We start from the raw sequence: 26516 nt of genomic DNA, 5'->3' as shown, positions 1-26516 counted from the left end.
GTTCTTTACCTGTTCTTTTCCCACTCTGCGGGCAGTGGGACGGAGACTGTGCCTCCGCCTTCGTGCCGTGACGTCGGTGCGGGGCGCAGCTCCCTCCTCGCAGAAGGACCGAAGGCCCCGTGCCACTTCCCGTTGTGCTGTCCGGCCGCACCGTACGGCTGGAACCCCTCGCACCACAGCACGCCGCCGCGATCGCCGCGGCCGGCTCCGAGGACCGTACGACGTACGCGTTCACGCCCGTCCCCCACAATCTGGACGCGGCAGAGATCTATATCGAACGTGCCCTGGCCGAACAGGCCGCGGGCCGAGCGCAGCCCTTCGCCGTCGTCAGTACCGCCGACGGGCGGATCGTGGGATCGACACGGTTCCTGGAGCTGGACTACTGGCAGGGGCCGCTGGTCTGGCCCTCGGTGCCGGGCGTCCCGCACGGTGATCCGCTCACCTCCGTCCCGGACGCGGCGGAGATCGGCAACACCTGGCTCTCGCCCCGGGCCCAGGGCACCGGCGTCAACACCGAGGCCAAGCTGCTGATGCTCCGGCACGCCTTCGAGGCGTGGGGGGTCCGCCGGATCTCGATGCGCGCGGACGCCAGGAACGTACGTTCCCGGGCCGCCATCGAGCGGCTCGGCGCCACCTGCGAAGGTGTGCGCCGGGCGCATTCGCGCGGTCTGGACGGGGCCGTGAGGAGCACCGCCTTCTACTCGGTCCTGGACGAGGAGTGGCCCGTGGTGCGGGCCCACATCGAGGCCCGCCTCGACCGCGCCATCCGGCTCGGCCACCCCGCCCGCTTCGGCACGGTGCCGGGCCTCGACACGGCGCCCCGAGGGCCTCTGGTCCCCGCCTAGGCGGCCGGCGCGCGCAGCGCCGGTGCCGCGAGCGAGAAGAGCCCCCGTCCGGCCGGACGGGGGCTCTTCACGTGGCCGGCGGCGTTACGCGCGCGCCGCGAGCGCCGCGTAGCCGGGGCGGACGACCTCGTCGATCAGCCGCCGCCGCTCCGGGAGCGGCAGGAAGGCCGCGTCGAGCGCCGCGACGGTGAACTCCTCGAAGACCTCCGGGCCGTAGCCGAAGGTGTCCGCCATGTGCTGGAACTCCTCGCTCATGGTGGTACCGGAGACCAGCCGGTTGTCCGTGTTGAGCGTGATCCGGAAGCCGAGGCGGCGCAGCTCGTCGATCGGGTGCGAGGCGTAGTCCTTGGCCGCACCCGTCTGGAGGTTGGAGGTCGGGCAGACCTCCAGGGCGATCCGGTTGTCGCGGACGTACGCGGCGAGGTGGCCGAGCGTGCCGTCCTCGGCGATGTCGTCCGTGATCCGCACGCCGTGACCGATCCGCTCCGTGCCGCAGACCTGGACGGCCTCGTGGATCGACTCCGCGCCCACGGCCTCGCCGGCGTGGATCGTGAAGTGGCAGTTGTGCCGCTTCAGGTGCTGGAAGGCCGGGAGGTGGCGGGCGGGCGGATTGCCGATCTCTCCGCCGGCGATGTCGAAGCCCGCGACGCCGTTCTCGCGGTGGGCGACCGTGAGCTCCGCGATCTCGAGCGAACGGTCGGTGTGCCGCATGCCGGTGAGGAGCGTACGGACGGTGATCCGGCCGCCGGAGCGGCGCTCGCCCTCCCGGAAGCCGTCGTTCACGGCCGCGACGACCTCGTCGAGGGTCAGCCCGGCCGCCAGGTGCTGCTCGGGGGCGTAGCGGATCTCGGCGTAGACGACACCGTCCGCCGCCAGGTCCTCGGCGCACTCGGCCGCGATGCGGTGCAGCGCCTCGCGGGTCTGCATCACCGCGCAGGTGTGGGCGAAGGTCTCCAGGTACCGCTCCAGCGAGCCGGAGTCGGCGGCGTCCCGGAACCAGACCGCGAGCGCGGCGGGGTCCTCGGTGGGCAGCGCGGTGTAGCCGCACTCCCGGGCCAGTTCGACGATCGTGGCGGGGCGCAGGCCGCCGTCCAGGTGGTCGTGGAGGACGGCCTTCGGCGCGCGGCGGATCCACTCGGCGACGGGTATGGAGACCGGGCTGCTGAGCGGGGCGGCAGGGTTGTCAGACAAGTGCATGGCGCGGAAGTGTACGCCACGTCGGGGGCGGGCCGCTGTGACGGCGGTCGCCGTGGTGCCCGGGCCCAGGGGGCGGCCTAGTTCGACTGGAGGACCGGAAGGGCGGGGGCGCCCGTGGGGAGCATGTGTTTGGCCGCCAGGATCGGGGTCTCCCCGACCCGTACCACCTGGGTGACGAGCACCGCCGGGGTGTCGGCCGGCCGGCCGAGCTGCTCGCCGCGGCGCTGTCCGAGCAGCGTCGCGGTCACGCTGCTGTGCGCGGCGAGCGGCATCCCGCGCGAGGCTCCCGCGAGCACCGCGAGCATCGAGGTCCGCTCGGGCGCGGGCGCCGTGCGCAGCGCCTCGGCGAAGTCCGGATGCGACGCCTCCAGTACGTCGTCGGCCGCCGCCCACTCCTGGCTGAGTGCGGCCGCCGCACCCTCTCCGGCCAGCAGCGACTCCCAGAAGCGCAGCTCGGCCCTGGCCGGGGCGAGCAGGTGCTGGGTGGTGAAGTCGGTGGGCTCCTCCACCGCCCGGAGCAGGGCGCGGACGCGCAGCGGGGCGCCCGCCCCGATCAGCTCCTCCAGGGGCTGGATGTGCTCGAAGCCGCGGCGGGGCGGGTGGTCGTTGACGGTCCGGCCGACCCCGCGCCGGACGGAGAGCAGGCCGTCCTCCTGGAGCAGCAGCAGGGCCTCGCGCAGGGCGGGCCGGCTGACGCCCAGCTCGCCGGCGAGCTTCGGCTCGGAGGGGAGGGTCGAGCCCGGCGGATAGGTGCCGTCGTGGATGGCGTCCGCGATCCGTTCGTAGAGCACCACGACCGGTCGCCGCTGCTGTCCGCCGACTGCCACTGCCCCTCCTCCGCTCGGTTGTCGGCAAGTGAACGGTATTCGGAATCACAGGTCAAAGGGACTTGACGTTTTACGCGCGTAGAACTCACTCTGTCTGGCGTTACTTGTCTGACAAGCTCGGTTTCATCGAATGACATCCACGGCAAAGGGGCCCACATGTCAGCCACATCCGACCTCAAGGGCCGCGGGCCCATGCTCCTGGCGATGGTGCTCGCCGTCCTCGGGTACCAGATCAACGCCACGATGCTGAGCCCCGCCCTGCCGGATGTCATCGAGCGCCTGGGCACGACCACGGCCGCCGCCGGTCTCTCGCAGACCCTCTTCTTCCTGATGGCGGCCATCGGTCAGGTCACCCTCGCCCGCCTCAGCGACCAGCGCGGCCGCAAGCCGATGATGATCGTCTGTGCCGTCGTCCTGATCGCCGGCAACCTGCTCTGCGTCTTCGCGCCGAACATCGAGCTCTTCATCGCGGGCCGCATCCTCCAGGGCATCTCCGCCGCGATGTTCACGCTCGCCTTCCTCACCCTGAACCAGCTGCTCACCCCGGCAGGCTTCGGCAAGGCCGCGGGCATCATCACGGCCGTCAACGGCGGCCTCGCCGGTGTCGACGCCATCGCCGGCGGCCAGATCGCCGACACCATCGGCTTCCGCGGCATCTTCGTCTGCTCCACCCTGATCGCCGTCGCCGGCCTGATCGGCGTCCGGAAGTACGTCCCGGACGTCCCGGCCACCGCCGCCGACGGCCGCTTCGACTCCCGTGGCATCGCGGCCCTCGCGCTCGGCCTCACCGGCGTCCTCGTCGGCCTCGCCCAGGGCGGCGCCTGGGGCTGGACCTCCGTCCTCACGCTCGGCTTCCTGCTCGGCGGCCTCGCCTCGCTCGTCTTCTTCGTCGTCTCGCAGAAGAGCGCCGCCAACCCGGTCATCGACATCGAGGTCCTGGCCTCGCGCCGCGCCTGGCCGCTGCTCCTCACCACCGTCTGCACCCTGGGCGGCGCCTTCGGTGCCGTCGCGCTGACCATCCCGCTCTTCTCGCAGGACGGCCAGGTCGGCCTCGGCCTCTCCGCCGTGACCGCGGCCGTCCTCTTCCTCACCCCGATCCAGCTCATCGGCGTGATCTCCGCGCCGCTGACCGGGCGCCTCGGCCCGAAGATCGGCTGGCGCAGGATCGTCGTCACCGGCGCGATCGCCAACTTCGCGATCTTCCTGGTCGCCACCTTCTTCCTGCACGACGAGTGGATCCTCGTCGCCTCGCTCGCCGCCCTCGGCGTGACGTACGGCGGCTTCATGCTGACCGGCCTCAACGGCCTCGCCGTCACCACGGCCCCCAAGGACAAGCCCGGCTCGCTCTCCGGTCTCAACGGTGCCTGCTTCGGCATCGGAGCCTCCCTCGGCATCGCCCTGGCCTCCGCGATGATCACCGCGGGCAGCGACGCGGGCGGTCCGACGGAGGCGGGCTACCAGCACGCGATGTACACGGCGCTCGCCCTGCTCGGCATCGGCGTCGTGACCGCGCTGCTCATCCAGCGCCCCGACCCGGCCGAGGCGGCCGACGCGGACGCCGACGAGCCGCAGCTGGTCCTCGCCCACCACTGACCGGGCACGGCGGGAGAGGCCGCACCCTCACCCGTACGGCCCCTTCCACCGCCCCCGTGCGGACCGGATCCCTCCATCCTGGTCCCACGGGGGCGGCCGCGTACGACGGAGGAGAGGTCCGGGCATGAGTCCCACCGAGACAGCGAGCGCCGACGGCCACCGGCGCTCCGGACCCCTCCCGTGCGCCTGCGCCACGCGGCCGGCCGTGCCCGGCCGCGTCGCGCGGGTGAGCGTGCCGGGCGCGGAGTGCGGCCGCCACGCGGCGGACCGGCGGCGTTCATGAGGAAGGCGGCGCTCCTGGGCGCGGGCGCCGTCGTCGCGCTCGCGGCCATGGCGGTAGCGACGGCGGAGGAGGCGCCGGGGGAGAAGGCGCCGGGCACGGACGACCGGCCGATGCCCGATCTCCTCGGCAAGGGCCTCTGGCGGGTCTTCACCGCCCTCGATCCCCGCACCCGTCTCGACGTCCATGACGTCGGCGGCCGTGACAGGCGGGTGCTCTGGCCGCCGAACTGGCAGGTGTGCACGCAGTACCCGACCGAGGGCGCGGTGACCGACGGCCGGACGACGGTCGTGATCGGCGTCGTGAAGAAGGGCGAGAGCTGCCCGGCCCGGGTCACCTCGGCCCGCCGCTGATGCCGCCGCCGGTTCCTCCGCTGCCCGTAGCCGTAGCCGTAGCCGTCTCCACCGGCGATCCCGGTCCCCGTAGCCTGAGGGCATGTCCGACGATCTTGGTCAGTACCTCACCGCCGGTCCACGGGTGGGCCTGCGGCCCTACTCCCTCGACGACGCCGAGGAGTTCACCGCGCGGGCGCGCGAGAGCCGGGAGCTGCACCGGCCCTGGCTCTTCCCGCCCGACCGGCCCGAGACCTTCGCCGCCTACGCGCGCGCCCTGACCGACGACCCCGCCAGGGCCGGCTTCCTCGTGTGCGATCGCGAGGCGCGGGGCGGGATCGCCGGGTTCGTCAACATCAACAACATCGTCCGCGGCGCGTTCCTCAGCGGCGCCCTCGGCTACGGCGCCTTCGCGCACGCGGCAGGGCGGGGCCTGATGGGCGAGGCGCTCGGCCTGCTCCTCCCGTACGCCTTCGGGCCCCTCGGACTGCACCGGCTCGAGGCCAACATCCAGCCCGGCAACGCCGCATCCCGCGCGCTCGTACTCCGGGCCGGCTTCCGGCTCGAAGGGTTCTCGCCCGCCATGCTCCACATCGACGGCGCCTGGCGGGACCACGAGCGCTGGGCCGTCACCGCTTGTAGTTGATCTTCATGGTGTCCATGTCCGTGACGGTGGACTTCAGCTCGCCGTGGCCGTGCCCGAGCTCCCTCAGCGCCGTCTCCACCCGGTCCTCGGCGATCGCTCCGGCCATCTCCTCGCCGTCCGCCGCGTCCGAGAGGACGACCAGGCGGTACGAGAAGTGCTTCAGCGTCCGGTCGTAGGCGAGCGAACCCTCCGGGGTGAACCGCATCGCCGACATGCCGTGCGCGTCGGCCTCGGCGAGCAGCCGGGACCGGCCCTCCTCCGAGAGCCCCTCGAACGTGCCGCGCACGATCACCCGGTAGGTGTGCTGGGTGGTCATTCTCCTGGTCCTCACGTCGTTCTTCACGCAGCGCCGTGCTGTGCGGAGCGTGGTCGTCAAAGGCGTTGAAGATCCAGAGTACGGCGGCGAGGATGAGGCGCATGCGGAATATCGTTGCCCTCGACGCACCGTCCAACCTCGGCCTGCGTCCGCCGGTCCCCGGCACCGTCCCCGGCTGTCACAAGCTGGCCGGAGCCCTCCGCGAGAACCGGATCGTCCAGCGGCTCGGCGCTCTGGAGGGCGGCGTGGTCGTCCCGCCGCGCTACGACCGGGGCGACTGGCAGGAGGGCGACGGCGTCTTCAACGCGGCCGCGCTCGCCACGTACACCCGCACCCTCGCGGACCGGATCGAGCACCACGTACGGGCCGGCGACTTCCCGCTCGTCCTCGGCGGCGACTGCTCGATCCAGCTCGGCGCCTCGCTCGCCCTGCGCCGCATCGGACGCTACGGGCTCGCCGCCGTCGACGCCTCCCCCGACTTCCGCCACCCCGGCAACTCCGACGGCGTCGGTGCCGCGGGAGGCGAGGAGCTGGCCCTCGCGACCGGGCGCGGCCAGGCCGACCTCACGGACCTGGAGAGCCTGGGGCCCTACCTCCGAGAGGAGGACGTCCGGCTCTTCGGCATCCGTGACGCGTACCAGGACGATCCCGAACTCGTCGAACTGCGCGCCCTGAAGGTCCCCGTCGTCACCGTCGCCGACCTGCGCGCCTGGGGCCCGGCCGACCTCGCCGCCGCCACGGTCACGGCGTTCGGGGCCCCGGAGCTCGACGGCTTCTGGGTGCACCTGGACGCCGACGTCCTCGACCCCGCCGTGATGCCGGCCGTCGACAGCCCCGACCCCGAAGGCCTCTTCCCCGACGAACTCGTCCCCCTGCTGCGGACGTTGGTCCGCGCCGAGCGCTGCGTCGGGCTCAACGTCACGATCTACGACCCCGATCTCGACCCCGACGGTACCGCCGGAGCCTTGCTCACGGACGTCGTGGTCGCCGCCTTTGCCGAAGACTGACGGACAGACCCCCTGGTCGGCCGCCCGTCCGCCGTGTTCCATGGCCGACATGACGACCGTACGACGTGCCGTACTGACCCTGCCCGCCGCCCCGTTGGGCCCGGACAACCCGCTGCCCGCCCTGCGCACCCTCGACGGGACCCCGACGGTCGACGCCCGTGCCGCGGAAGGGCTGCCGCGCGACATGGCCCGGCAGCTCGGGTACGCACCCCTGCGCACCGTGCTGCCCGTCCCGCTCCGGGACGGCTACGGACGCGAGCGCGTGGACACGGAATTCGACGCGATCGTCGTCGAGAACGACCGGCTGCGGGCGACCGTGCTGCCCGGCCTGGGCGGCCGCGTCCACTCGCTGCACCACAAGCCCACCGGGCGTGAACTCGTGCACCGCAACCCGGTGTTCCAGCCCGCCGCCTTCGCCCTCAACGGTGCCTGGTTCGCCGGCGGCATCGAGTGGAACATCGGCGCCACCGGCCACACCACCCTCTCCTGCGCGCCGCTGCACGCCGCGATCGTCCCGTCCCCCGACGGCGGGGAGATGCTCCGGCTGTGGGAGTGGGAGCGACTGCGCGACCTGCCCTTCCAGGTCGACCTGTGGCTGCCCGAGGGCTCCGACTTCCTCCACGTGGGCGTGCGGATCCGCAACCCGCACGAGCGGGCCGTCCCGGTCTACTGGTGGTCCAACACCGCCGTCCCGGAGGACCGCCGGATCCTCGCCCCCGCCGACGAGGCCTGGCTCCACGGATACGAGCGCGGCCTGCGCCGCGTCCCCGTCCCGCGCGGCGAGGACGGCGCGGACCACACGTATCCGGAGCACGGCACCCTGCCCGCCGACTACTTCTACGACCTCGCCGACCCGCAGCGGCGCTGGATCGCCGCCGTCGACGACGGCGGCGCGGGGCTCGTCCAGACGTCGACCGACCTGCCGCGCGGGCGCAAGCTGTTCCTCTGGGGCTCGTCCCGGGGCGGGCGGCGCTGGCAGCGGTGGCTCACGGAACCCGGCGCGCCGGGCTACGCCGAGATACAGGCGGGCCTCGCCCGTACGCAGCTGGAGCATCTGAAGCTGGAGGGCGGAGAGGAGTTCAGCTGGCTGGAGGCGTACGGGCCGCTGGCCGCCGAGCGCGGGGCCGTGCACGGAGAGGACTGGGCGGCGGCCCGCGCGGAGGTGGAGCGGTCCCTGGAGTCCGCCCTGCCACGCGCAGCCGTCGACGCCGCCCACGAGGCATGGCGGGACGGCCCGGCGGACGCCGAGCCGACGACGGTGCTCGGGGTCGGATCGGGCTGGGGAGCCCTCGAGGTCCTCTGCTCGGGGCATGAGCTGCCCGGCACGCCGTTCCCCGAATCGACCCTGGGGGAGGAGCAGAAGCCCTGGCTGGAGCTGCTCCGCACCGGCGCCCTGCCGCAGCCCGCCGGCGGCGACGTGCCCGGGCCGTCCCTGGTCGCGGACCACTGGCGGGACATGCTGGAGACCGCTCCCGCCGTACCCCTGACCGAGTACCACCTCGGGCTCGCGCAGTGGCGTGCCGGCGATCTGGCCCAGGCCGTACGGAGCTGGGAGCGCGGGCTCCGGCAGGAGGGCATGCGCTGGGCCCTGCTGTACTGCCTGGCCGTCGCCGACCGGGACGGCGGACACCCGGCGCGCGCCGCCGAACGGTACGCCGAGGCCTTCGGCGCCCTGCCCGCCGACGCCGACGAGGTGGTGACCGCGGCCCTGGGCCGCGAGACCCTCACCGCGCTCCTGGAGGCAGGGAGGATCGCCGGGGCCCGCGCGCTCCGTGACGGCCTGCCGGAGGCGGTGCGCGCCCGTGGTGCGTTCCGCCTCCTGGAGGCCCGCCTCCTCATCGCCGAGGGCAGGAAGGCCGAGGCCCGTGCCGTCTTCGACGAGGGCTTCGAGGTGGCGGACCTGCGGGAGGGCGCCGAGATCCTGGGCGAGGTCTGGTCCTTGCTGACGGACGAGCCGCTGCCGGACCGCTACGAGTTCCGGATGCGTCCCTGAGGCCCCGGCGACGGTCCCCCGGTCAGAAGATGCGCTGTCCGGGGGTGAGGACGCCGTCGGGGTCGTAGCGGTGCCGCGCGGCCTCGAACTCGTCCCAGAAGCCGCCGAAGTGGCGCACCCAGTCGTCCTTGGTGAGGGGGACCGACCCGATGGGGTACCAGCAGCCGCCGGCCTCGACCGTGGTGTCGTACTGGCGGCGGTTCGCGGCGACCATCTCGTCGGCGGAATCCGCGCCCGGGGAAGCGGTCTTGAGGATCGAGAAGAGGTAGGCGAGTTCCTCGTCCGGCATGACCGGGAGCGGGGTGCGGCACTTGGTGGTGAGCACGGGGTAGAGCAGGATGACCGCGCTCGCGCCGATGGCCTGCGGTTTGAGGTCGGCGAGCGTGTCGGTGACGACGGCGTTCACCCGTGAGGCGGGGAGCAGAGCGTCGTACCAGGGGTGGGGCAGCGACCACTCGCCCATGGCCGTGAAGGCGTCCACCATCGCGGCGAGACGGTTGACGAAGTCGAAGTACGGGACGTCCTGGGCCTCGACAGAGAGGGCGTCCAGGTCGTCCGTGAGCCGGGCGTCGTCGTCGGTGGTCCCGTCGTAGGCGGCGGCCTCCACCCGGTACACCCAGCCGTCCGGCGTGGGCCGGGTCTGGCCGATGAGGTAGTCGAACCGTCCTTCGCCGATCAGCCGGGCCTGCTGGGCCGTGAGCTCGGCGACGCTCCGGAACGTCAGGGTGTAGAACCGGACCGAGCGCGGCGCGGGGATCAGGGAGAGCGTGGCGCGGGTGATGATCGCGCACTGCCCGAGGCCGCCGAGGGCGGCGCGGAAGAGGTCGGGGCGCACGGTGGGGGAGCAGGTCGCGATGTCGCCCTCTCCCGTCACGACCTGGAGTTCGCGGACGGTGTCGGCCTGTGTGCCGTGGTGGCCGATCTGCCCGCCCAGGCCTCCGGCCGACAGGGTGCCGCCGACGGACAGCTCCAGGTAGTCGGTGAAGGCGGGCGGGGTGAGGCCACGGGCCAGGGAGGCCCGGACCACGGAGCTCCAGAGGGCCCCGGCCTGGACCACGGCGGTGTCATCGTGGATCTCGACGGCATCCAGCGTGCCGAGGTCGACGACCAGGCCGGAGGGCACCTGCGCCTGACCGTTGGTCGAGTGTCCCTGGCCGCGGGGTGCGACCTTCAGACCGCGCTCCCGGCAGTGGCGCACCATCGTGGCGACGTCCTCGACCGAGCCGGCTCTGAGGACCGCGGCGGGAGGCAGGCGGACCAGGCCGCCGAAGTCGGTGGACGCCGCGTCGAGTGCGGCGGTGTCGAAGCGCAGCTCTCCGTCCAGCGCGGGAACCGCGTCGAAGGCGGCAGGGCCGACGCCCGTGGGGGCGGCTGAACCCGGCTGTGGCACAGGGGGATGAGGAGGCGTCATGGTGACTCCAGATCGGCGTGGTGAAAGGAACTCGGTGCGTGTGCACAGTTCCCGCACAATGTGATCATTTTTCGGTGGGTGTGTTCATCGAATTTCGCGAATTCGGCCGCCTTCGGTCGATTCGGGACCCGATGTCAACCTTGGTTGACAGGAAGGGTGCGTCAACGTAGGTTGACGTCATGACCGATGCGACCGATCTCGCGGCGCGGGCGGGCGACCGGGACCCCCGGGTCGGACTGCGCGCCGTATCCGCCCTGAGGCGGCTCCTCGAACAGCTGGAGGCCGTCCAGGTGCGCAGTGCCCGCGCACAGGGCTGGTCCTGGCAGGAGATCGCGGCCGAGCTGGGTGTGAGCCGTCAGGCCGTGCACAAGAAGTACGGGAGGCATTGATGTTCGAGCGATTCTCGGCAGGGGCCCGGGCGGTGGTCATCGAGGCCGTGGAGCTGGCCCGGCGCGGCCGCGCCGCCACGGTCACCGAGGAGCATCTGCTGCTCGCGCTGCTCGACGCGGAGGGGACCAAGGCGTCCTTCGTGCTGCGGGCCCTCGGCGCGACCGACCGGCGTGCCTCGCTCGAGGCGGAGCTCTCCGACGCCCATCGGCGGGGCGGTCTGTCGAAGGCCGACATGGAGGCGCTGGCGGGTCTCGGGATCGACGTGCCGGAGATCGTCGCCCGCGTCGAGGAGGCCCACGGCCCCGGGGCCCTCGCCGACGACCGCGAGGGGGGTTCCCGGCGCTTCGGACGGCCCACGTTCAGCCGCGAGGCGGCGAGTGTCCTGGAGCGCACGCTGCGGATCTGCCTCGGCCGCCGCGAGAAGGTGATCGGCGACGAGCACCTGCTGCTCGCCCTGACCGCCCGCCCGGGCGTCGTCGCCGAGGTCCTCGCCGACCACGGCATCACCTACGCGGCGGTGGAACGCGCCCTCGGGCAGGGCGCGTCAGCCGCCTGAGCCGGACGCGACCGCGCAGCTGTGCGTCAGCGCGACCGCGCCGCCGTACGGGAGAACGGCCCGCCCGCCGCGCGGCGGGCGGCTCAGGACCGCCGGTCGACGTACTCGAAGACCGAACCGTCCGGGTGGACCGCGATCAGATTGCGGCCCACCGGCGTCGGGACCGGGCCGGCCAGGATCTTGGCGCCCGCCTCCGCCAGCGCGGTGAACGCCGCGTCCACGTCCTGGACGGAGATGGTCGCGGAGACCTTGCGCAGGACCTCCAGCTCCGCCTCCGGCCCGCTCATCAGGAGGAAGCAGCCGACGGCCGCCACCGACACCCCGCCCCGTTCGAAGCGGAGGGCGGGGGAGCCGGTGAGCCGCTCGTAGAAGTCCACGGCGGGTTCGAGCTCGTCGACGCAGACACGAAGAGTGGTCCCCAGAATCTCCATGCGGACGAGCCTAGTTGAGGATCAGGAGACCTGGCAGAGGATCTCGCCGTGCGGGACCATGAACCAGGCGTCCTCCTGCCGGCCCCACTCCCGCCACGCGTCGGCGATCGCGCGCAGCGTGTCCGCCGTGGCGTGACCGCCCTCCACCACCAGCTTCGCGTAGACCGACTCCGTCGTCCGGTCCGCCCACAGCCCGCTCCACCACGCCCGCTCCTCCGGCGTCGCGTAGCACCAGGTGGCGGCCGTCGTCGTGACGTCGGTGAACCCCGCCCGCCGCGCCCAGGAGAACAGCCGCCGCCCGGCGTCCGGTTCGCCGCCGTTGGCCCGCGCGACCCGGTGGTACAGCTCCTGCCAGACCCCGAGGGCGGGCGGCTCCGGGTACCAGGCGAAGGCGCCGTAGTCGCTGTCCCGCGCGGCGACCACCCCGCCCGGACGGCAGACGCGCCGCATCTCGCGCAGCGCCCGCACGGGGTCGCCGACGTGCTGCAGCACCTGGTGGGCGTGGACGACGTCGAAGGAGTCGTCCGGGAAGTCCAGGGCGTGGACGTCGGCGACCCTGAACTCCACGTTCTCCAGGCCGCGTTCGGCCGCCACGGCGCGCGCCTTGTCCAGGACGTCCTCGGCGGCGTCGACCGCGGTCACCCGCCCCGGCGCGACCAGCGCCGCCAGATCCGCGGTGATCGTGCCGGGGCCGCAGCCCACGTCCAGGACGTCCAGGCCGGGCCGCAGCTCGGGCAGCAGATACGCCGCGGAGTTCGCGGCGGTGCGCCAGCTGTGCGAGCGCAGCACCGACTCGTGGTGCCCGTGGGTGTAGACGGCGGTCTCGTGAGGACTGGACTCTTCGGCGGCATACGTCATGACCGGACTCCCTCGTCTGAGTGGGTACGGCAACGGTACGCGCATCACCCGCATCGTGAGATAGCAATCTCGCGATGCGGACGAAGTCGACGAGCCGTTCAGGTGAACAGGAGCCTCCGGTACCGGAGTTCGTCGAGCGTCCGGCCCGCCGTCGTGTCCTGGACGACCGTTCCGTCCGGCCGCCAGCCCGCCGCCTCGTAGAAGCGGCGCCCCCGGGTGTTGTCCGCGAGGACCCACAGCGCCGCCTCGCGGAACCCGTCCGCCGCCAGCGCCTCCTCGGACGCGGCGAGGAGGCCCCGGCCCACCCCCGAGCCCCACACCTCGGGGAGCGCGTAGAGCGCGGCGATCTCCCCGGTGGTGGCGGCGTCGAGGTCGGCGTCCGGCCACGCCCGGAAGCAGCAGAATCCGACCACCCGCCCCCCGGCCTCGGTCGCCACCAGCACCGGGGCGGGCGCCGGCGCCTCCAGCCGGGCCGACCAGACGGCGGCCCGCTCCCCGACGTCCAGACCGTCGAGGTACGACTGGGGGATCAGGTCGCGGTAGGCCGCCTGCCAGGACCGGACGTGGACGGCGGCGATCGCCGCCGCGTCCGCGGGGAGTGCTGCACGGATCGACATGCACCGCATTCTCGACGGGCGCCGACGCCCCGGGCGAGCGGCTTTCCCGGGGCATACGGAGTCGGGGCCTGGGTACTCGGGCGGTGTGGGACCGCCGGTGACCGGACGCCGCCGCGCACCGATGGAGGAAGGCATTCGATGCGGTACGAAACGATGTCCTCGCTCGCCCAGCAGCTCCGTGTCGACTCCGTGCGCGCCACCGACGCGGCCGGCTCCGGTCATCCGACGTCCGCCATGTCGGCCGCCGAGATCGGTGCCGTGCTGCTCACCCATCTGCGTTACGACTTCGACCGCCCCGACCACCCCGGAAACGACCGGCTCGTGCTCTCCAAAGGGCACGCCTCGCCCCTGCTCTACGCCATGTACCGGGCCGCCGGCGTCGTCGGCGAGCCGGAGCTGTTGACCTTCCGGCAGGCGGGCAGCCTCCTCGAAGGCCACCCCACGCCCCGGCTGCCCTGGGTCGACGTCGCCACCGGCTCGCTCGGCCAGGGGCTGCCCGTCGGCGTCGGCATGGCGCTGGCGGGGAAGTTCCTCGACCGCGTCCCGTACCAGGTGTGGGTGGTCAGCGGCGACAGCGAGATGGCCGAGGGCTCCGTCTGGGAGGCCGTCGAGCACGCCGCGTACTGCGGTCTCGACAACCTTACCCTGATCGTCGACGTCAACCGGCTCGGCCAGCGCGGCCCCACGCGCCACCAGCACGACCTCGGCGCCTACGCCGGGCGCCTGGAGGCCTTCGGCTGGCACACCGTACGGATCGACGGCCATGACGTGGAGGCCGTCGACGAGGCCCTGCGGGAGGCGCGCGCGACCGTCGGCCGGCCCACGGCCGTCCTCGCGGCCACCCGCAAGGGACGCGGCGTGGCCGCCGTCGAGAACCGCGAGGGCAAGCACGGAAAGCCCCTCCCGGACGCCGAGGCCGCCATCGCCGAACTCGGCGGATACCGGGACCTGAGAGTCCGCGTCACCGACCCGCCCGCCGCTCTGGTGTCCCGGCCGGCCCCGGACGGTACGCCGGACCTCCCGACGTACGACCGGGGCGAGAAGGTCGCGACCCGGGACGCCTACGGACAGGCTCTCGCCGCCCTCGGGCAGACGCGCGGCGACATCGTCGCGCTCGACGGCGAGGTCGGTGACTCGACCCGCACCGAGAAGTTCGCCAAGGCGCACCCCGAGCGCTATTTCGAGTGCTGGATCGCCGAGCAGCAGCTCGTCGGGGCCGCCGTCGGCCTCCAGGCGCGCGGCTACGTCCCGTACGCCTCGACCTTCGCAGCCTTCCTCACCCGCGCCCACGACTTCATCCGCATGGCCGCCGTGAGCAGGGCCGGGATCAACCTGGTCGGCTCGCACGCCGGTGTCTCGATCGGCCAGGACGGGCCGAGCCAGATGGGACTCGAGGACCTGGCGATGATGCGCTCGGTCCACGGCAGCACCGTCCTCTACCCGTGCGACGCCCCCCAGACGGCGCGGCTCGTCGCGACCATGGCCGACCTGGACGGCGTCCGCTACCTGCGCACCACACGCGGCGCCACGCCCGTCGTCTACGGGCCGGACGAGGAGTTCCCGGTCGGCGGGAGCAAGGTGCTCCGCAGCCACGGCGAGGACGACCGGGCGACGATCGTGGCGGCCGGGGTGACCGTGCCGGAGGCCCTGAAGGCGGCCGACCGGCTGGAGGGCGACGGGCTGCCGGTGCGGGTGATCGACCTCTACTCGGTCAAGCCGGTCGACACAGCCACCCTCGACGACGCGGCCGGGACGACCGGCTGCGTCCTGACGGTGGAGGACCACCGGCCCGAGGGCGGTCTCGGCGACGCCGTCGCCGAGGCGTACGCCAACGGCCACGGCGGGGTGCCCCGCCTGGCCCGGCTCGCCGTCCGCTCCATGCCCACCTCGGCGACCCCGGAGGAGCAGCTCCACGACGCGGGCATCGACGCGGACGCGATCGTCTCCGCGGTCGAGCTGATGCTCGAACGGATCCTGGTCCGCTGAGCGCGCCCGCGATCCGCCCGCCCCGCCCCGCTCGGCCCGGCGTTCACCCGGACGGCCCTGCGCGTCCCGGCCGGGAACGGGGACCCGGCCCTCCAGGGCGGCAGGGCGGGTCCTTCGGCGGCTCCGCCCCGGGTCCCGGCGCCGCGCGGCGGCGCCCCCGCTCCCGTGTCCGCGGCGCGGTCGGTGCCCTCTGAGGCGGCGAACCCTCCTCAACCTTCGTATAAAGGGCATTGAGGCGCCGTACGGGGCGGCGGCCGGTGTTCGGGAGGTGCGGGAGATGCGGCAGACGGCCCCGGAAGGGCGCGGCCCGGTGCGCTACGGACCACCCGCCCCGGAGCCCGGTCTGCCCGTGCTGCCCGGGCTCGCCGCGATCCTGGCCGCCGCCGCGGGGCGCACCGCCGTCGAACCGCCGGGCGGCGGGCCCGTGCTCCGCGAGGCCGCGAGCGGCTACTGGTGGCGGCGCGGGCTGCGGACCCACGCCGAGGACGTCGTCGCCGCACCCGGTGCCCAGCCCCTCATGCTCGCCCTGATCGCCGCCCATGGCGGCGACATCCTGCTGCCCCGGCCCTGTCCCGCCTGGTGGACCCCGCAGGCCCGGCTCCTCGGCCGCCCCGCCTACCACGTGCCCACCCCCGCCGAGTGCGGTGGCGTGCCGGACCCGTACGCCCTCCTCGAAACCGTCCGGCGGGTCCGCGCGGAGGGCGGCCGGCCCCGGCTGCTGCTGCTCTCCGTCGCCGACGACCCGACCGCCACCGTCGCCCCGCCCGAGCTGGTCCGCGAGGCGTGCGAGGCCGCCGTCGCCGAGGGGCTGCACATCATCAGCGACGAGACCTGGCGCGACACCCTGCACCAGCGCCACGACACCGTGCTGCTCAGCCCCGCGGAGATGTGTCCCGACGACGTGACCGTCCTGTACGACCTGGCCGGCGCCCTCGCCCCGGCGGCCTGGCCCTGCGCCGTGGCCCGCTTCCCGCCCACCGGCCCCGACCGCGCGGACCGGTACACCGACCCGCGCGCCCGCACCCTGGACATCCTCACCGCGCTCGGTGCCTTCGTCGCGGGACCCGTCGCCCCCGCCGCCGCCCACGCCCTCGACGAGCCGGAGGAGGTCGCCGTACGGGCCGCCCTCGCCTCCGCCCTCTACGCCCGCGTGGGCACCGCCGCCCACCGCGCGGTCCTCACCGCCGGCGCCCTCGCCAGGCCGCCGCAGGCCGGCCGGCACCTCTACGCGGACCTCGGGCCGCTGCGGTCCGGACTCGCCGTCCGGGGCGTCACCGACTCCATGGAGCTGGAGAACCACCTCGGCCGCCGGCTCGGCACCCCCGTCCCCGGCGGCCACCGCTTCGGCGACGAACTCGGCGCCCTGCGGGTGCGTTTCGACACCGGCGCCTTCCTTGGTTCGACCGAGGAGGAGCTGATGGAGTCCCTCACCTCCGCGAACCCGGTGGAACTGCCGCACGTGGAAGCCGCGTTGAGGTCGTTCGCCGAAGCTCTGGAAGAGCTCCGGTGACACGACCGTCCCGACGAACCGCGTAGAACGGAGCCCGCAGATGACGGAACGGACGGCACGGCCGACGCAGGCCCCGCGCTCCGTACGCGACGGCCGGACCACCACCGCGCACGCGGCCACTCCCACACCCGCCTCCACTCCTGCCCCCGCCTCCGCCCCTGCCTCCGCCTCCGCTTCCGCCCCTGCCCCCGCTTCTGCCCCTGCCCCCGCCTCCGCCCCTGCCCCCGCGCCCGCTCCGGGCCCGGTCCTCCAGCCCCTCGGCCGGGTCCGGACCGACTGGCCCCGCGACTTCGCCGAGCGCCTCACCGCCCCGCTCCCCGGGGTCCGTGCCATGGCCCGCCTCGCCCGCGAAGGCGCCGTGCGCCCCGGCGCCGAAGGGCTCCGCGACATCCCGCTGCTGCCCTTCGCCCCCGGCCCGCTGCCCGACGCCGGACCCGACACCCTCGCCGTCACGTGGGCGGGCCACGCGAGCTGGATCCTGCGCGTGGGCGGCCTCACCGTGCTCACCGACCCCGTCTGGTCCCGCCGCATCCTCGGCACACCCGCCCGGATCACCCCCGTCGGGGTCCGCTGGGAGGACCTGCCGCCCGTGGACGCCGTCGTCATCAGCCACAACCACTTCGACCATCTCGACGCCCCGACCGTCCAGCGGCTCCCCAAGGACACCCCGGTCTTCGTCCCCGCCGGTCTCGCCCGCTGGTTCGTCCGCCGCCGGTTCAGCCGCGTCACCGAGCTGGACTGGTGGGAGGCGGCCGAACTCGACGGCGTGCGGATCGAGTTCGTCCCCGCGCACCACTGGTCCAAGCGGACCCTCCTGGACACCTGCCGCTCGCTGTGGGGCGGCTGGGTGCTCGCCGACCGCGCAGGGCGCTCGGTGTACTTCGCCGGAGACACCGGCTACGGCCACTGGTTCGCCGAGATCGGCGCCCGACACCCCGGGCTCGACCTCGCCCTGCTCCCGATCGGCGCCTACGACCCCCGCTGGTGGCTCAGCGACGTCCACACCGACCCCGAGGAGGCCGTCCGTGCCTTCCAGGACCTGGGCGCCCGCCGGATGGCCCCCATGCACTGGGCGACGTTCGTGCTCTCCTCCGAGCCGGTCCTGGAACCGCTCACCCGGGTCCGGGCCGCCTGGGAGCGGGCCGGCCTGCCCCGCGAGGACCTCTGGGACCTCCCGGTCGGCGCCTCACGCGTGCTCGTTCCCTGACCTGTCGCCCCGCCGCCCCGCTCCCCGCCGCCCGGCTCCCCGCAACCGCCGCCACAGCGCCGGAGCTGCGCTGACCAGCACCGTCAGACCCACCGCCGCCAGCACGCCCTGCCACGGCTCCGGAAGCAGCGAACCGCCCAGGATCCCGATCAGCTGGTACGTCGCCGCCCACGCCAGGCACGCGGGCAGGTCCCCGCGCACGAACCGCCGCAGCGGCACCTCCGCGAGGAGACACGCGAGCATCACCGGGATCCGGCCCGCGGGAATCAGACGCGACAGCACGAGCACCGACACCTGATGCGTGTCGAGCTTCTCCTGCGCCTGCGCGAGCCGGTCCGGGGCCGCCCGCCCCCGCAGCACCGCCAGCCACCGCGAACCGTTCCTGGAACGGACTCCGCGCCGCCCCAGCCAGTACAGCGTCACATCACCCAGGAGCGCGGCGGCGGCCGACACCAGGAACACGTTGAGCAGGGCGAAGGGAGACGTCTGGTGGAAGGCCACCACCGCCGCCGAGCTGACGATCGCCCCGGTCGGCACCACCGGCACCAGCGCGCCGAGCGCCACGAGCAGGAAGAGCGAAGGAAGGCCGACCGCCTGCTGCGTCGACTCCGGCGGCAGGTCACCCGCCGCGCGCAGCAGAGCGTCGATCACCGGGCGACCTCGGGCCGCACGCGCTCGCCGTGGCCGAGCAGATGCACCGCCACCTTCGGCGCGAGCCGCGCCGCGTGCCGGACGAACTCGTCGCCCGGCGCGTGGAACTCGTGCGGTCGCACGGCGTCCATCCCGATCGGCCAGTACGTGCCGTAGTGCACCGGGACCGCCGCCGCCGGGCACAGCTCCGCGAGCGCCCGCGCCGCGCGCCCCGCGTCCAGATGACCGTGTCCCAGATACGGCCCCCAGCCGCCGACCGGCAGCAGCGCCACGTCCACCGGTCCGACCGCCTCGGCCATCCCGTCGAAGAGCCCGGTGTCACCGGCGAAGTACGTCCGCGCCTCGCCCTCGACGACATACCCGAGCGCGGGGGCGCGGTGCGGTCCGACGGGCAGGCGCCGTCCGTCGTGCAGCGCCGGAACGGCCCGTACGGTCACGCCCTCCACCGTCACCGAGTCACCGGGGCCGACCTCCGTCAGCCGCAGCCCCCGCCCGTCGAGCCTGCGCAGCCCCGCGACCGCCGCGGGCGCACCGCGCGGGACGATCAGCCGCGTCCCGGGCGTCAGGCGGGCGAGCGACGGCAGATGCAGATGGTCGGCGTGCAGATGGGAGACGAGCACCGCCTCGGCGCGCCCGGCCTCGGGGGGCGGCAGCGCGCCGCGCCTGCGCCGCAGATGGGCCAGCCGGCGGGCGAAGAGCGGATCGGTGAGGAAGCGGACGCCGGAGTCCTCGACCGTGCAGGTGGCATGACCCCACCAGGTGATCTCCACCGGCCCGCCGCCCTTCCGCTCGGCACTCCACTTGTCACGAGGGTAAATGCCCGAAGCGGGCGACGCGGGGCGTCTACGGCGGTTCGCGGGGGTAGCCATCCGTCAGCAAGGGGATGGGAGTCGCGGTGAGCACGATGGGGACGACCTGCAATTCGGCGCAGTGTCCGCGCTGCGGGGGCGTCCTCGCCGTCACCCAGGACGGCTGGAGGATCTGCCACACCTGCGGCTACTCCTCACCGCCCTGAGGTCCGGCCCTACGCGAGGAGGGCCCTCCTCGGGTCCCCGCGATCGGAGTAGGGTCGGGCCATGGACGACGTTCGGGTGGCGGCGATCGCCAGCCTCACCCCGCTCGAGGAACTCGACAGCGACCCCTTCCTGGTCGATTCGCGCAGCCAGCACGCCATGTGCGCCCGCTGGGCCCTGGACAAGGGCTACGTGGTGGCGAGACAGCTGCTCTTCTACGGGATCCGGCCCGACCACGCCGCGCTCTGGGCGGACGTGGACGACGGCCATGTCGACCTCTTCGTCGCGCCCAACGAACGCGTCCTGTCCCGGGCGTTGACCGACGTGCCGGGCTTTGTCGCGGAGTGCGGGCGCCGTGGCGTACGACTGGAGACCGCGGGTCTGGACGAGCCGTCGTACGACGCCGCGGCCAAGGCCGACGTGCACCGCCGCCTCTCCATGCCCACGGCCGGCTACGACGGCTGCTAGCGGGTGTCCCTCCCCGGCGCACCCGCTCCGCCCCGCTCCGCCCCGCTCCGCCCCCTCCCCGCCCTGGCTGCGCCCCCTGGGTGATGTGCCACGCTTGAGTCAGGTAACGGGTGAAAGGTGAACCACGCGTGGGTGACGGGCGATGGCGTACCACCGGCCGATGGCGGACCGCGGGGAGCGCCCTGGCGCGGGTGATCGTGGTCTGGGCGGTCTCCACCCTGACCGTGCTGGCCCTCGCCGGGCTGCTGCCCGACTTCGAACTCCAGTCGGCCGACGGCGACAGCATCACCCGCACCGCCCTCACCGCCGTGTGGGCGGCCGGAGCCTTCGGTCTCCTCAGCGCGCTGGTGTGGCCCGTCGTCGTCCGCGCGCTGCTGCTCGTACCGGCCCTCGTCCTCGGCCTGTTGGTCTTCTTCCTCAACGGTTCGCTGCTGCTGATCGCGCTCTGGCTGGTCCCCGACGGTCGCGGCGCCGCCGACCCCGAGACGGCCGTCGTGGTCGCCGCCGTCATGTCGGCCGTCGCCTCGGCGACCTCCACCGCGCTCGCCGTGCGCGACGACGACGCCTACCGCCGCCGCCTCTACCGGCTCGCCGCCCGCACGCGCCGCCGTGCCGTCACCGCGGACTCCGAGCCCGTCCCCGGCACGCTCTTCCTGCAACTCGACGGCGTCGGCCACCGGGTGCTCCGCGACGCCGTCGCCGACGGCCTGATGCCGACCGTCGCCGGCTGGCTCGACACCACCCACCGGCTCACCCCCTGGCGCACCGACTGGTCCAGCCAGACCGGCGCCAGCCAGCTCGGCATCCTGCACGGCTCCAACGAGGACGTGCCCGCCTTCCGCTGGTACGAGAAGGACACCGGCCGGCTGATGGTCTCCAACAGGCCCGCGAGCGCCGTGGAGCTCCAGCGGCGGGCCATAGCCCGCACCGGGGACGGCGGGCTGCTCACCGTCGACGGCGCCTCGCGCGGCAACCTGTTCAGCGGCGGCGCCGACCAGCTCGCGCTCGTCCTGTCCATGGCCGCCCGCCGTGGCCGCCGCAACCGCTCCCGGGCCGGCTACTTCGCGTACTTCTCCGACCCGGCCAACGCCGTCCGCACGGCCGGCTCCTTCGTCGCGGAGGCCGTCCGTGAGGTGGCGCAGTCGACGCGGGCGCGGCTGGGCAAGGAGACGCCGAGGGTGTCGCGCGGTGGCGCGTACCCCTTCGTCCGGGCCTTCGCCACCGTCGTGGAACGGGACGTGGTCGTCGCCGCGGTGATCGGGGACCTGCTGGCCGGGCGGACCGCCGTCTACGCCGACCTCGTCGCGTACGACGAGGTGGCGCACCACTCGGGCCCCCACGGCCACGACACCGACCGGGTCCTCGCCCGGCTCGACCGCTCGATCGCGCTGATCGCCAAGGTCGCCGAGCACGCACCCCGTCCGTACCGGATCGTGCTCCTCTCCGACCACGGCCAGAGCCCCGGCGCGACCTTCGAAGGGGCGTACGGGCTGTCCCTGCGGGACCTCGTACGCGTCGGGTGCGGGCTTCCCGTGCCGCGCCGGGTCCGGCGCACCCGCCGGGGGCACCCCCAGGCGGAGTCCGGGGGAGGCTCCGAGGCCAGGGACGCGGCCCGTGACGCGCTGCGCAGCGCCCTGCACCGGCCGGTCGACGAGGACGGCGAGGGGGCGGGGGAGCTGGTGGGGGAGCACGAGCGGGACGAGGCCGAGCCGATCGTGCTCGCCTCGGGAAACCTGGGGCTGATCTCGTTCCCCGGAGTGCCGCACCGGATGACCCGTGAGGAGATCGACCGCCGCCATCCCGCGCTGCTGCGGACACTCGCCGACCATCCCGGCGTCGGCTTCCTGCTCGTCGCGAGCGCCGAGCACGGTTCGGTCGTCCTGGGGCGGGACGGGGCGGAGGTGCCGGTCGCCGAACTCGCCGACGACGGGCCGCTCGCGGTCTTCGGGCCCGGTGCGGCGGACGCGGTCCGGCGCACCGACCGCTTCCCGCACGTCGCCGACATCATGGTCAACTCGATGTACGACCCCGCGAGGGGCACGGTCCACGCCTTCGAGGAGCAGATCGGCTCGCACGGCGGCCTCGGGGGAGAGCAGGCGCGCCCCTTCCTGCTCTCCCCCGTGGACCTTTCCGCGCCGGTACCGGACGGGGGCGAGCTGGTGGGCGCGGAACAGCTGCACCAGGTGCTCAGGCGTTGGCTGTGGGAGTGCGCGGGTCCGCAGGTGCCGCTGGAGATTTCCCCGCCCGACAGTGATGCGGAAGCGTTTCTTCCGGTTGACGGGCCGGTCGTACGGGAGAAAAAGAGCTGATTTGGTGGTGCGTCTCACGTGCCGGACCATGTCCGGGTTTGCACGACGAGAGGCGCACCACCCCCCATGAGCACGGCCCTGTCCGACCGGTCCACGGTCGATACCTCACACACCTCGGACACCTCGGAGACCCCGGAGACCTCCGGCACCTCCGGGGTCCCCGGGGAACGGAACAAGCATGCCCGGCGGTTCGGACTGCCGATCGCCACCGCCCTGGTCATGGGCAACATCATCGGCGGCGGAATCTTCCTGCTCCCCGCCTCCGTCGCCCCGTACGGCACGATCAGCCTGGTCGCCTTCGGCGTCCTCACCCTCGGCGCCATCGCCCTCGCCCTCGTCTTCGGCCGGCTCGCCCACCGCCACCCGCAGACCGGCGGACCCTACGTCTATGCCCGCGCGGCCTTCGGCGACTTCGCCGGATTCCTCGCCGCCTGGTCGTACTGGATCACCGCCTGGGTCTCCAACGCGGCCCTCGCCGTGGCCGCCGTCGGCTACCTCGACGTGCTGATCCCCGTGCACGAGTCGACGGCCGCCACCATCGCCGCCGCGCTCACGCTCCAGTGGCTGCCGGCGCTCGCCAACCTCGCGGGCACCCGCTACGTCGGCGCCGTCCAGCTGGTGGCGACCGTCCTGAAGTTCGTCCCGCTCCTCCTGGTCGCCGTCGGCGGGCTGTTCTTCTTCGACAGCGCCAACCTCGGGCCCTTCCGGGCGGGGGACGGCGGCGCGCTCGGCGCCGTCTCCGCCTCCGCGGCGATCCTGCTCTTCAGCTACCTCGGCGTGGAGTCGGCGGCCGTCAGCGCCGGCGAGGTCCGCGACCCGCGGCGCAACGTCGGCCGCGCCACCGTCCTCGGCACCCTGGGCGCGGCCACGATCTACCTCCTCGGCACGGTCGCCGTGTTCGGCACGGTCGCCCACGACCGGCTCGTCGACTCCTCCGCACCGTTCTCGGACGCCGTGAACGCCATGTTCGGCGGCTCGTGGGGCGGCACCGCCATCGCCTGCATGGCCCTCGTCTCCATGCTCGGCGCGCTCAACGGCTGGACGCTGCTCAGCGCCCAGACCCCGTACGCGGCGGCGCGCGACGGTCTCTTCCCGAAGGTCTTCGCACGCAAGCGGCGTGGCGTCCCCACGGTCGGCGTCATCGTGACCGTCGTCCTCGCCTCGCTCCTGACGGTCTACAACTACACGGTCGGCACCGAAGGCGTCTTCGAGATCCTGGTCCTTGTCACCACCTTCACCGCGACCGTCCCGTACCTCCTGTCGACCGCCGCGCAGATCTACTTCCTGCTCTCCGGCCACTCCGAGCGCGTCGACCGCGGCCGTCTGGTCCGTGACGGGGTCCTGGCCGCGGCCGCCTTCGGCTTCTCCATGTGGCTGGTGGCGGGCTCGGGTTACGCGGCGGTCTACCAGGGAGTGCTGTTCCTCTTCGCCGGGGTCCTCGTGTACGCGTGGATGTCGGCCCGCAAGGTCCGGCGGGAGGCCTTCGACGAAGCGGCCGAAGCAGCGGCCGAAACAGCGGCTGACGAAGCGGCCGACGGCGCGTCCGAGCGCGTGAATCCGGGCCTGCGCGCGTAGGCCGCCCGGGCGGATCCACCGCCCTCACCGGCACGCCGGGCCCGCCACGGGGCAGTACGCAAGTCCATGAGCCCCGCGCCCGAGCCCCGTACCGAACCCGCCGCTCCGGCGGGTGTGGCCCGGCGTGCCGTGCTCGTCCTGGCGCTGGTGCTCGCCGCCCTGTTCGGCGTCGGCGCCGGCGCCGTCTGCCCGGCCGCCACGGAGGCCAGGCCGGCGTCCGCGAGTCAGGCGCCCGACCTCGGCGGGGAGACGCACGAGGTCGCCGAGGGCGAGGCCACGGCGCCCGGACGGCTCCGCCGGCGGTACGGCGACATCCGCGTCCGCGTCGCGCACCCGGCCGCTGCCGTGGTCCGGGCCGGCACCCCCGTACCCGTACCCCGCCCGCGTGGCGAGGCCCGCCGGTGTGTGGTGATGCGCTGCTGAGAGGCCCCCACCTCTCCCAGCACCTCACCCCCCACCGCAAGGAGCTTCACCATGCCCGTCGACCCCTTCGTCGTGCTGCGCGCCCTGCTGCGCGCCGAGGCCGCCCGCGACGCCCGCGTCGCCCCCGTGGAGCCGGAACGCGCCGCGGTCCGCGAACCCGAACCCGCGCCGGCCCGGGACGAGCGCCCCGCCGGCTAGAAGAGCGCCGGCGGACCGCGTTGCGGAATCGCCGGGCGGTGAGCGAGGCTGAGCCGATGACCTCGACCGACCGGCACACGCCTCCCGATCGGTCCGCCGGCCCCGTCGGCCGCCGCGCCCCACTCCTCCCGAAGAGGGCGCTCGGCACCCGGCTCGTCTCCGTCGCGCGGCATCCCTACTGGGACCGCCCCGACCCCTCGTACCTGATCCGCCGCTGGCCCGACCTCACCGCGCTCGGCGTCGCCACGCTCTTCTTCTGGGCTTCCCTCACCCCCTCGCTCGTCCCGCGTCCCTGGTACCTCCAGGGCGTCGTCGGAGGCATCACCGCGGCCATCGGTTACGCGCTGGGCTCCTGTGCCGCCTGGCTGTTCCGGGCGCTCGTGCGCCGACGTCCCGGCGAGCGGACACGGGCCAGATGCTGGCAGGTGTACTGGGTGATCGCCGTGGTCCTCTCGGTGTGGCTCATCTCCGAGAGCGCCCGGATGCAGCGTCAGCTCCGGGTCCTGCAGGGCCTGCCGCCCGCGCTCACCTGGCACACCCCGATGATCGCGCTCATGACGCTCGCGCTGCTGCTCGCGCTCCTCCTCGTGGCCCGCACCGTCCGGCTCGGCTCCGCGAAGCTGATCCGTCAGCTCGGCCGGCTCCTGCCCAGGCCCGTCGCCTTCGCCGTCGGGGCGCTCCTGTCCACCCTCGCCGTCCTCGTCGGCGTCCGGGACGTGGTCTTCGACCGGGGAGTCGTCGACATCGCCGACCGGATCGCGGAGGCGGCCAACGGCGGTACGAAGGACGGCATCCACCGCCCCGTCTCGCGGTACGTCTCCGGCGGCCCGGGCTCCCTCATCCCCTGGCAGGACCTCGGCTACCAGGGCCGCAACTTCACCGGCTCCGTCCCCACCCGCGCCCGCGTCACCGCCGTGAGCGGACGACCCGCCGCCGCCGACCCCGTCCGCGTCTACATACCCTCCGCGCTGCCTGCCGCCTTCGAGGACGAACGCCCCTTCGCCGCCCAGGCCCGGCTCGCCGTCCGCGAACTGGAGCGCACCGGCGCCTTCGACCGCCGGGTGCTCGTCGTCGCCGGCACCACCGGTACCGGCTGGGTCAACCCCAACGTGGCCGAGCCGCTGGAGTTCATGTACGGCGGAGACACCGCGATCGTCGCCGTCCAGTACTCGTACCTGCCCAGCTGGGTCTCCTTCCTCGTCGACAAGGAGAAGGCGGGCCAGGCCACCCGTGCGCTCGTCCGGGCCGTACGCGCCCGCATCGACGCACTCCCCGCCGAGCGGCGGCCCAAGCTCCTGGTCACCGGCGAGAGCCTCGGCGCGTACGCGATCGAGGCGTCCTTCGACGGCCCCGACGACCTGCTCGCCCGCACCGACGGGGCCCTGCTGCTCGGGACCCCGAACTTCTCCCCGATCTCGCAGGAGATCCGCCGCGACCGCGACCCCGGCAGCCCCGTGTGGCGCCCGCAGTACGAGGGCGGCGCGCGGGTGCGGTTCGCGCAGTTCCCGGCGGCCGACCTCGGCCGGCCCCCGGCCCGCTGGCAGTGGCCCCGCGCGGTCTATCTGCAGAACGCCTCGGACCCGGTCGTCTGGTGGTCGCCGGATCTCCTCCTGGACCGGCCCCAGTGGCTCGCGGACCCGCTCGGCCCGGACATCACCCCCGAGATCGACTGGTTCCCCTTCGTCGCCTTCTGGCAGACCTCGGTCGACATGGCCGTCTCGTACGGGGTGCAGGCACCGCACGGCCACCGCTACGGCGCGGGGGCCGTGGACGGCTGGGCGGCGGTGGCCCCGCCGGAGGGCTGGACGGCCGCCGACACGGCCAGGCTGCGCGGCTACATCCAGCACCGGGACGCCGCGTACTGACGCGACGAAAGG

At 73.9% G+C, this 26516-nt stretch carries 26 protein-coding genes; 17 read left to right on the top strand and 9 right to left on the bottom strand.

All coding sequences use genetic code 11. The features are described from left to right. Window positions 1-119 precede the first annotated feature (119 nt). On the top strand, window positions 120-845 hold the full coding sequence (locus ACFVGW_RS02310; protein WP_385850384.1) for a GNAT family N-acetyltransferase: 726 nt from the start codon (window positions 120-122) through the stop codon (window positions 843-845). A gap of 84 nt (window positions 846-929) precedes the next feature. Here the strand turns inward: ACFVGW_RS02310 and ACFVGW_RS02305 are convergent, their stop codons facing one another. Further along, complete coding sequence (locus tag ACFVGW_RS02305) at window positions 930-2042, bottom strand: adenosine deaminase (RefSeq protein ID WP_383219890.1); 1113 nt, start codon at window positions 2040-2042, stop codon at window positions 930-932. Between the two features lie 77 nt (window positions 2043-2119). Beyond that, window positions 2120-2869: a GntR family transcriptional regulator gene (locus tag ACFVGW_RS02300; protein WP_383219892.1), complete on the bottom strand. Its 750-nt coding sequence runs from the start codon at window positions 2867-2869 to the stop codon at window positions 2120-2122. A 156-nt stretch (window positions 2870-3025) separates the two neighbouring features. Between ACFVGW_RS02300 and ACFVGW_RS02295 the strand changes: the two genes are divergently transcribed. From ACFVGW_RS02295 to ACFVGW_RS02285, 3 genes are all read left to right on the top strand, one after another. Beyond that, window positions 3026-4462 (top strand): MFS transporter, encoded by a 1437-nt coding sequence (locus ACFVGW_RS02295; RefSeq protein ID WP_385850383.1) that lies wholly within the window; start codon window positions 3026-3028, stop codon window positions 4460-4462. Window positions 4463-4741: 279 nt separating this feature from the next. Further along, window positions 4742-5095, top strand: coding sequence for a hypothetical protein (locus tag ACFVGW_RS02290; protein WP_385850382.1), 354 nt, complete (start codon window positions 4742-4744; stop codon window positions 5093-5095). 82 nt (window positions 5096-5177) lie between these two features. Next, window positions 5178-5720 carry a GNAT family N-acetyltransferase gene (locus tag ACFVGW_RS02285; RefSeq protein WP_383219898.1) on the top strand — a complete coding sequence of 181 codons (543 nt, stop codon included), beginning with the start codon at window positions 5178-5180 and terminating at the stop codon, window positions 5718-5720. On the opposite strand, the gene ACFVGW_RS02280 is transcribed toward ACFVGW_RS02285, so the two are convergent. Beyond that, entirely contained in the window at window positions 5704-6036 is a 333-nt protein-coding gene (locus ACFVGW_RS02280; RefSeq protein WP_385850381.1) for a DUF6204 family protein, read from the bottom strand. The two genes, ACFVGW_RS02285 and ACFVGW_RS02280, sit on opposite strands and share 17 nt — an antisense overlap. 101 nt (window positions 6037-6137) lie before the next feature. Between ACFVGW_RS02280 and ACFVGW_RS02275 the strand changes: the two genes are divergently transcribed. Together ACFVGW_RS02275 and ACFVGW_RS02270 are read left to right on the top strand one after the other, a co-directional pair. Next, on the top strand, window positions 6138-7043 hold the full coding sequence (locus tag ACFVGW_RS02275) for an arginase family protein (protein ID WP_385850380.1): 906 nt from the start codon (window positions 6138-6140) through the stop codon (window positions 7041-7043). A gap of 49 nt (window positions 7044-7092) precedes the next feature. Further along, entirely contained in the window at window positions 7093-9036 is a 1944-nt protein-coding gene (locus ACFVGW_RS02270) for a DUF5107 domain-containing protein (protein WP_385850379.1), read from the top strand. Window positions 9037-9058: 22 nt separating this feature from the next. Here the strand turns inward: ACFVGW_RS02270 and ACFVGW_RS02265 are convergent, their stop codons facing one another. Next, window positions 9059-10426 (bottom strand): FAD-binding protein, encoded by a 1368-nt coding sequence (locus ACFVGW_RS02265; protein ID WP_385850378.1) that lies wholly within the window; start codon window positions 10424-10426, stop codon window positions 9059-9061. Window positions 10427-10626: 200 nt separating this feature from the next. Between ACFVGW_RS02265 and ACFVGW_RS02260 the strand changes: the two genes are divergently transcribed. Continuing rightward, window positions 10627-10836, top strand: a complete 210-nt coding sequence (locus ACFVGW_RS02260; RefSeq protein ID WP_315894318.1) for a helix-turn-helix domain-containing protein — start codon at window positions 10627-10629, stop codon at window positions 10834-10836. Further along, window positions 10836-11393, top strand: coding sequence for a Clp protease N-terminal domain-containing protein (locus ACFVGW_RS02255; RefSeq protein ID WP_385850377.1), 558 nt, complete (start codon window positions 10836-10838; stop codon window positions 11391-11393). The genes ACFVGW_RS02260 and ACFVGW_RS02255 overlap by 1 nt, the downstream gene beginning before the upstream one ends. 83 nt (window positions 11394-11476) lie before the next feature. On the opposite strand, the gene ACFVGW_RS02250 is transcribed toward ACFVGW_RS02255, so the two are convergent. The 3 genes from ACFVGW_RS02250 to ACFVGW_RS02240 form a co-directional block, all read right to left on the bottom strand. Then, a complete protein-coding gene (locus ACFVGW_RS02250) occupies window positions 11477-11824 on the bottom strand; it encodes a VOC family protein (protein ID WP_385850376.1) in 348 nt (115 codons plus the stop codon). A 21-nt stretch (window positions 11825-11845) separates the two neighbouring features. Next, a complete protein-coding gene (locus ACFVGW_RS02245; RefSeq protein ID WP_385850375.1) occupies window positions 11846-12682 on the bottom strand; it encodes a methyltransferase domain-containing protein in 837 nt (278 codons plus the stop codon). A gap of 98 nt (window positions 12683-12780) precedes the next feature. Continuing rightward, a complete protein-coding gene (locus ACFVGW_RS02240) occupies window positions 12781-13299 on the bottom strand; it encodes a GNAT family N-acetyltransferase (RefSeq protein WP_385850374.1) in 519 nt (172 codons plus the stop codon). Between the two features lie 138 nt (window positions 13300-13437). Between ACFVGW_RS02240 and ACFVGW_RS02235 the strand changes: the two genes are divergently transcribed. The 3 genes from ACFVGW_RS02235 to ACFVGW_RS02225 all read left to right on the top strand — a co-directional run bounded on the left by ACFVGW_RS02235 (window position 13438) and on the right by ACFVGW_RS02225 (window position 18002). After that, a complete protein-coding gene (locus tag ACFVGW_RS02235) occupies window positions 13438-15285 on the top strand; it encodes a transketolase (protein ID WP_385850373.1) in 1848 nt (615 codons plus the stop codon). Window positions 15286-15562: 277 nt separating this feature from the next. Further along, entirely contained in the window at window positions 15563-16795 is a 1233-nt protein-coding gene (locus ACFVGW_RS02230; protein ID WP_385850372.1) for an aminotransferase class I/II-fold pyridoxal phosphate-dependent enzyme, read from the top strand. Window positions 16796-16835: 40 nt separating this feature from the next. Beyond that, complete coding sequence (locus ACFVGW_RS02225) at window positions 16836-18002, top strand: MBL fold metallo-hydrolase (RefSeq protein WP_385850371.1); 1167 nt, start codon at window positions 16836-16838, stop codon at window positions 18000-18002. Here the strand turns inward: ACFVGW_RS02225 and ACFVGW_RS02220 are convergent. Next, on the bottom strand, window positions 17982-18653 hold the full coding sequence (locus ACFVGW_RS02220) for a DedA family protein (RefSeq protein WP_385850370.1): 672 nt from the start codon (window positions 18651-18653) through the stop codon (window positions 17982-17984). The genes ACFVGW_RS02225 and ACFVGW_RS02220 overlap by 21 nt on opposite strands. Next, window positions 18650-19423 (bottom strand): MBL fold metallo-hydrolase, encoded by a 774-nt coding sequence (locus ACFVGW_RS02215; RefSeq protein WP_385850369.1) that lies wholly within the window; start codon window positions 19421-19423, stop codon window positions 18650-18652. Before ACFVGW_RS02215 ends, ACFVGW_RS02220 begins: the two co-directional genes overlap by 4 nt. Window positions 19424-19729: 306 nt before the next feature. On the opposite strand from ACFVGW_RS02215, the gene ACFVGW_RS02210 reads away from it, so the two are divergent. The 6 genes from ACFVGW_RS02210 (at window position 19730) to ACFVGW_RS02185 (ending at window position 26504) form a co-directional block, all read left to right on the top strand. Next, complete coding sequence (locus ACFVGW_RS02210; RefSeq protein ID WP_385850368.1) at window positions 19730-20134, top strand: hypothetical protein; 405 nt, start codon at window positions 19730-19732, stop codon at window positions 20132-20134. A gap of 128 nt (window positions 20135-20262) precedes the next feature. After that, window positions 20263-22443, top strand: a complete 2181-nt coding sequence (locus ACFVGW_RS02205) for a phage holin family protein (protein WP_385850367.1) — start codon at window positions 20263-20265, stop codon at window positions 22441-22443. Between the two features lie 219 nt (window positions 22444-22662). Next, window positions 22663-24018: an amino acid permease gene (locus ACFVGW_RS02200; protein ID WP_385850554.1), complete on the top strand. Its 1356-nt coding sequence runs from the start codon at window positions 22663-22665 to the stop codon at window positions 24016-24018. A gap of 66 nt (window positions 24019-24084) precedes the next feature. Beyond that, window positions 24085-24441 carry a hypothetical protein gene (locus ACFVGW_RS02195; protein WP_383219928.1) on the top strand — a complete coding sequence of 119 codons (357 nt, stop codon included), beginning with the start codon at window positions 24085-24087 and terminating at the stop codon, window positions 24439-24441. 51 nt (window positions 24442-24492) lie between these two features. After that, complete coding sequence (locus ACFVGW_RS02190; RefSeq protein ID WP_383289986.1) at window positions 24493-24639, top strand: hypothetical protein; 147 nt, start codon at window positions 24493-24495, stop codon at window positions 24637-24639. Between the two features lie 56 nt (window positions 24640-24695). Continuing rightward, window positions 24696-26504, top strand: coding sequence for an alpha/beta hydrolase (locus ACFVGW_RS02185; RefSeq protein ID WP_385850366.1), 1809 nt, complete (start codon window positions 24696-24698; stop codon window positions 26502-26504). Window positions 26505-26516 lie beyond the last annotated feature (12 nt).

Source organism: Streptomyces sp. NPDC127129 (assembly GCF_042671585.1).
GTDB lineage: Bacteria > Actinomycetota > Actinomycetes > Streptomycetales > Streptomycetaceae > Streptomyces.
This window is presented reverse-complemented; position numbering and strand designations above follow the sequence as displayed.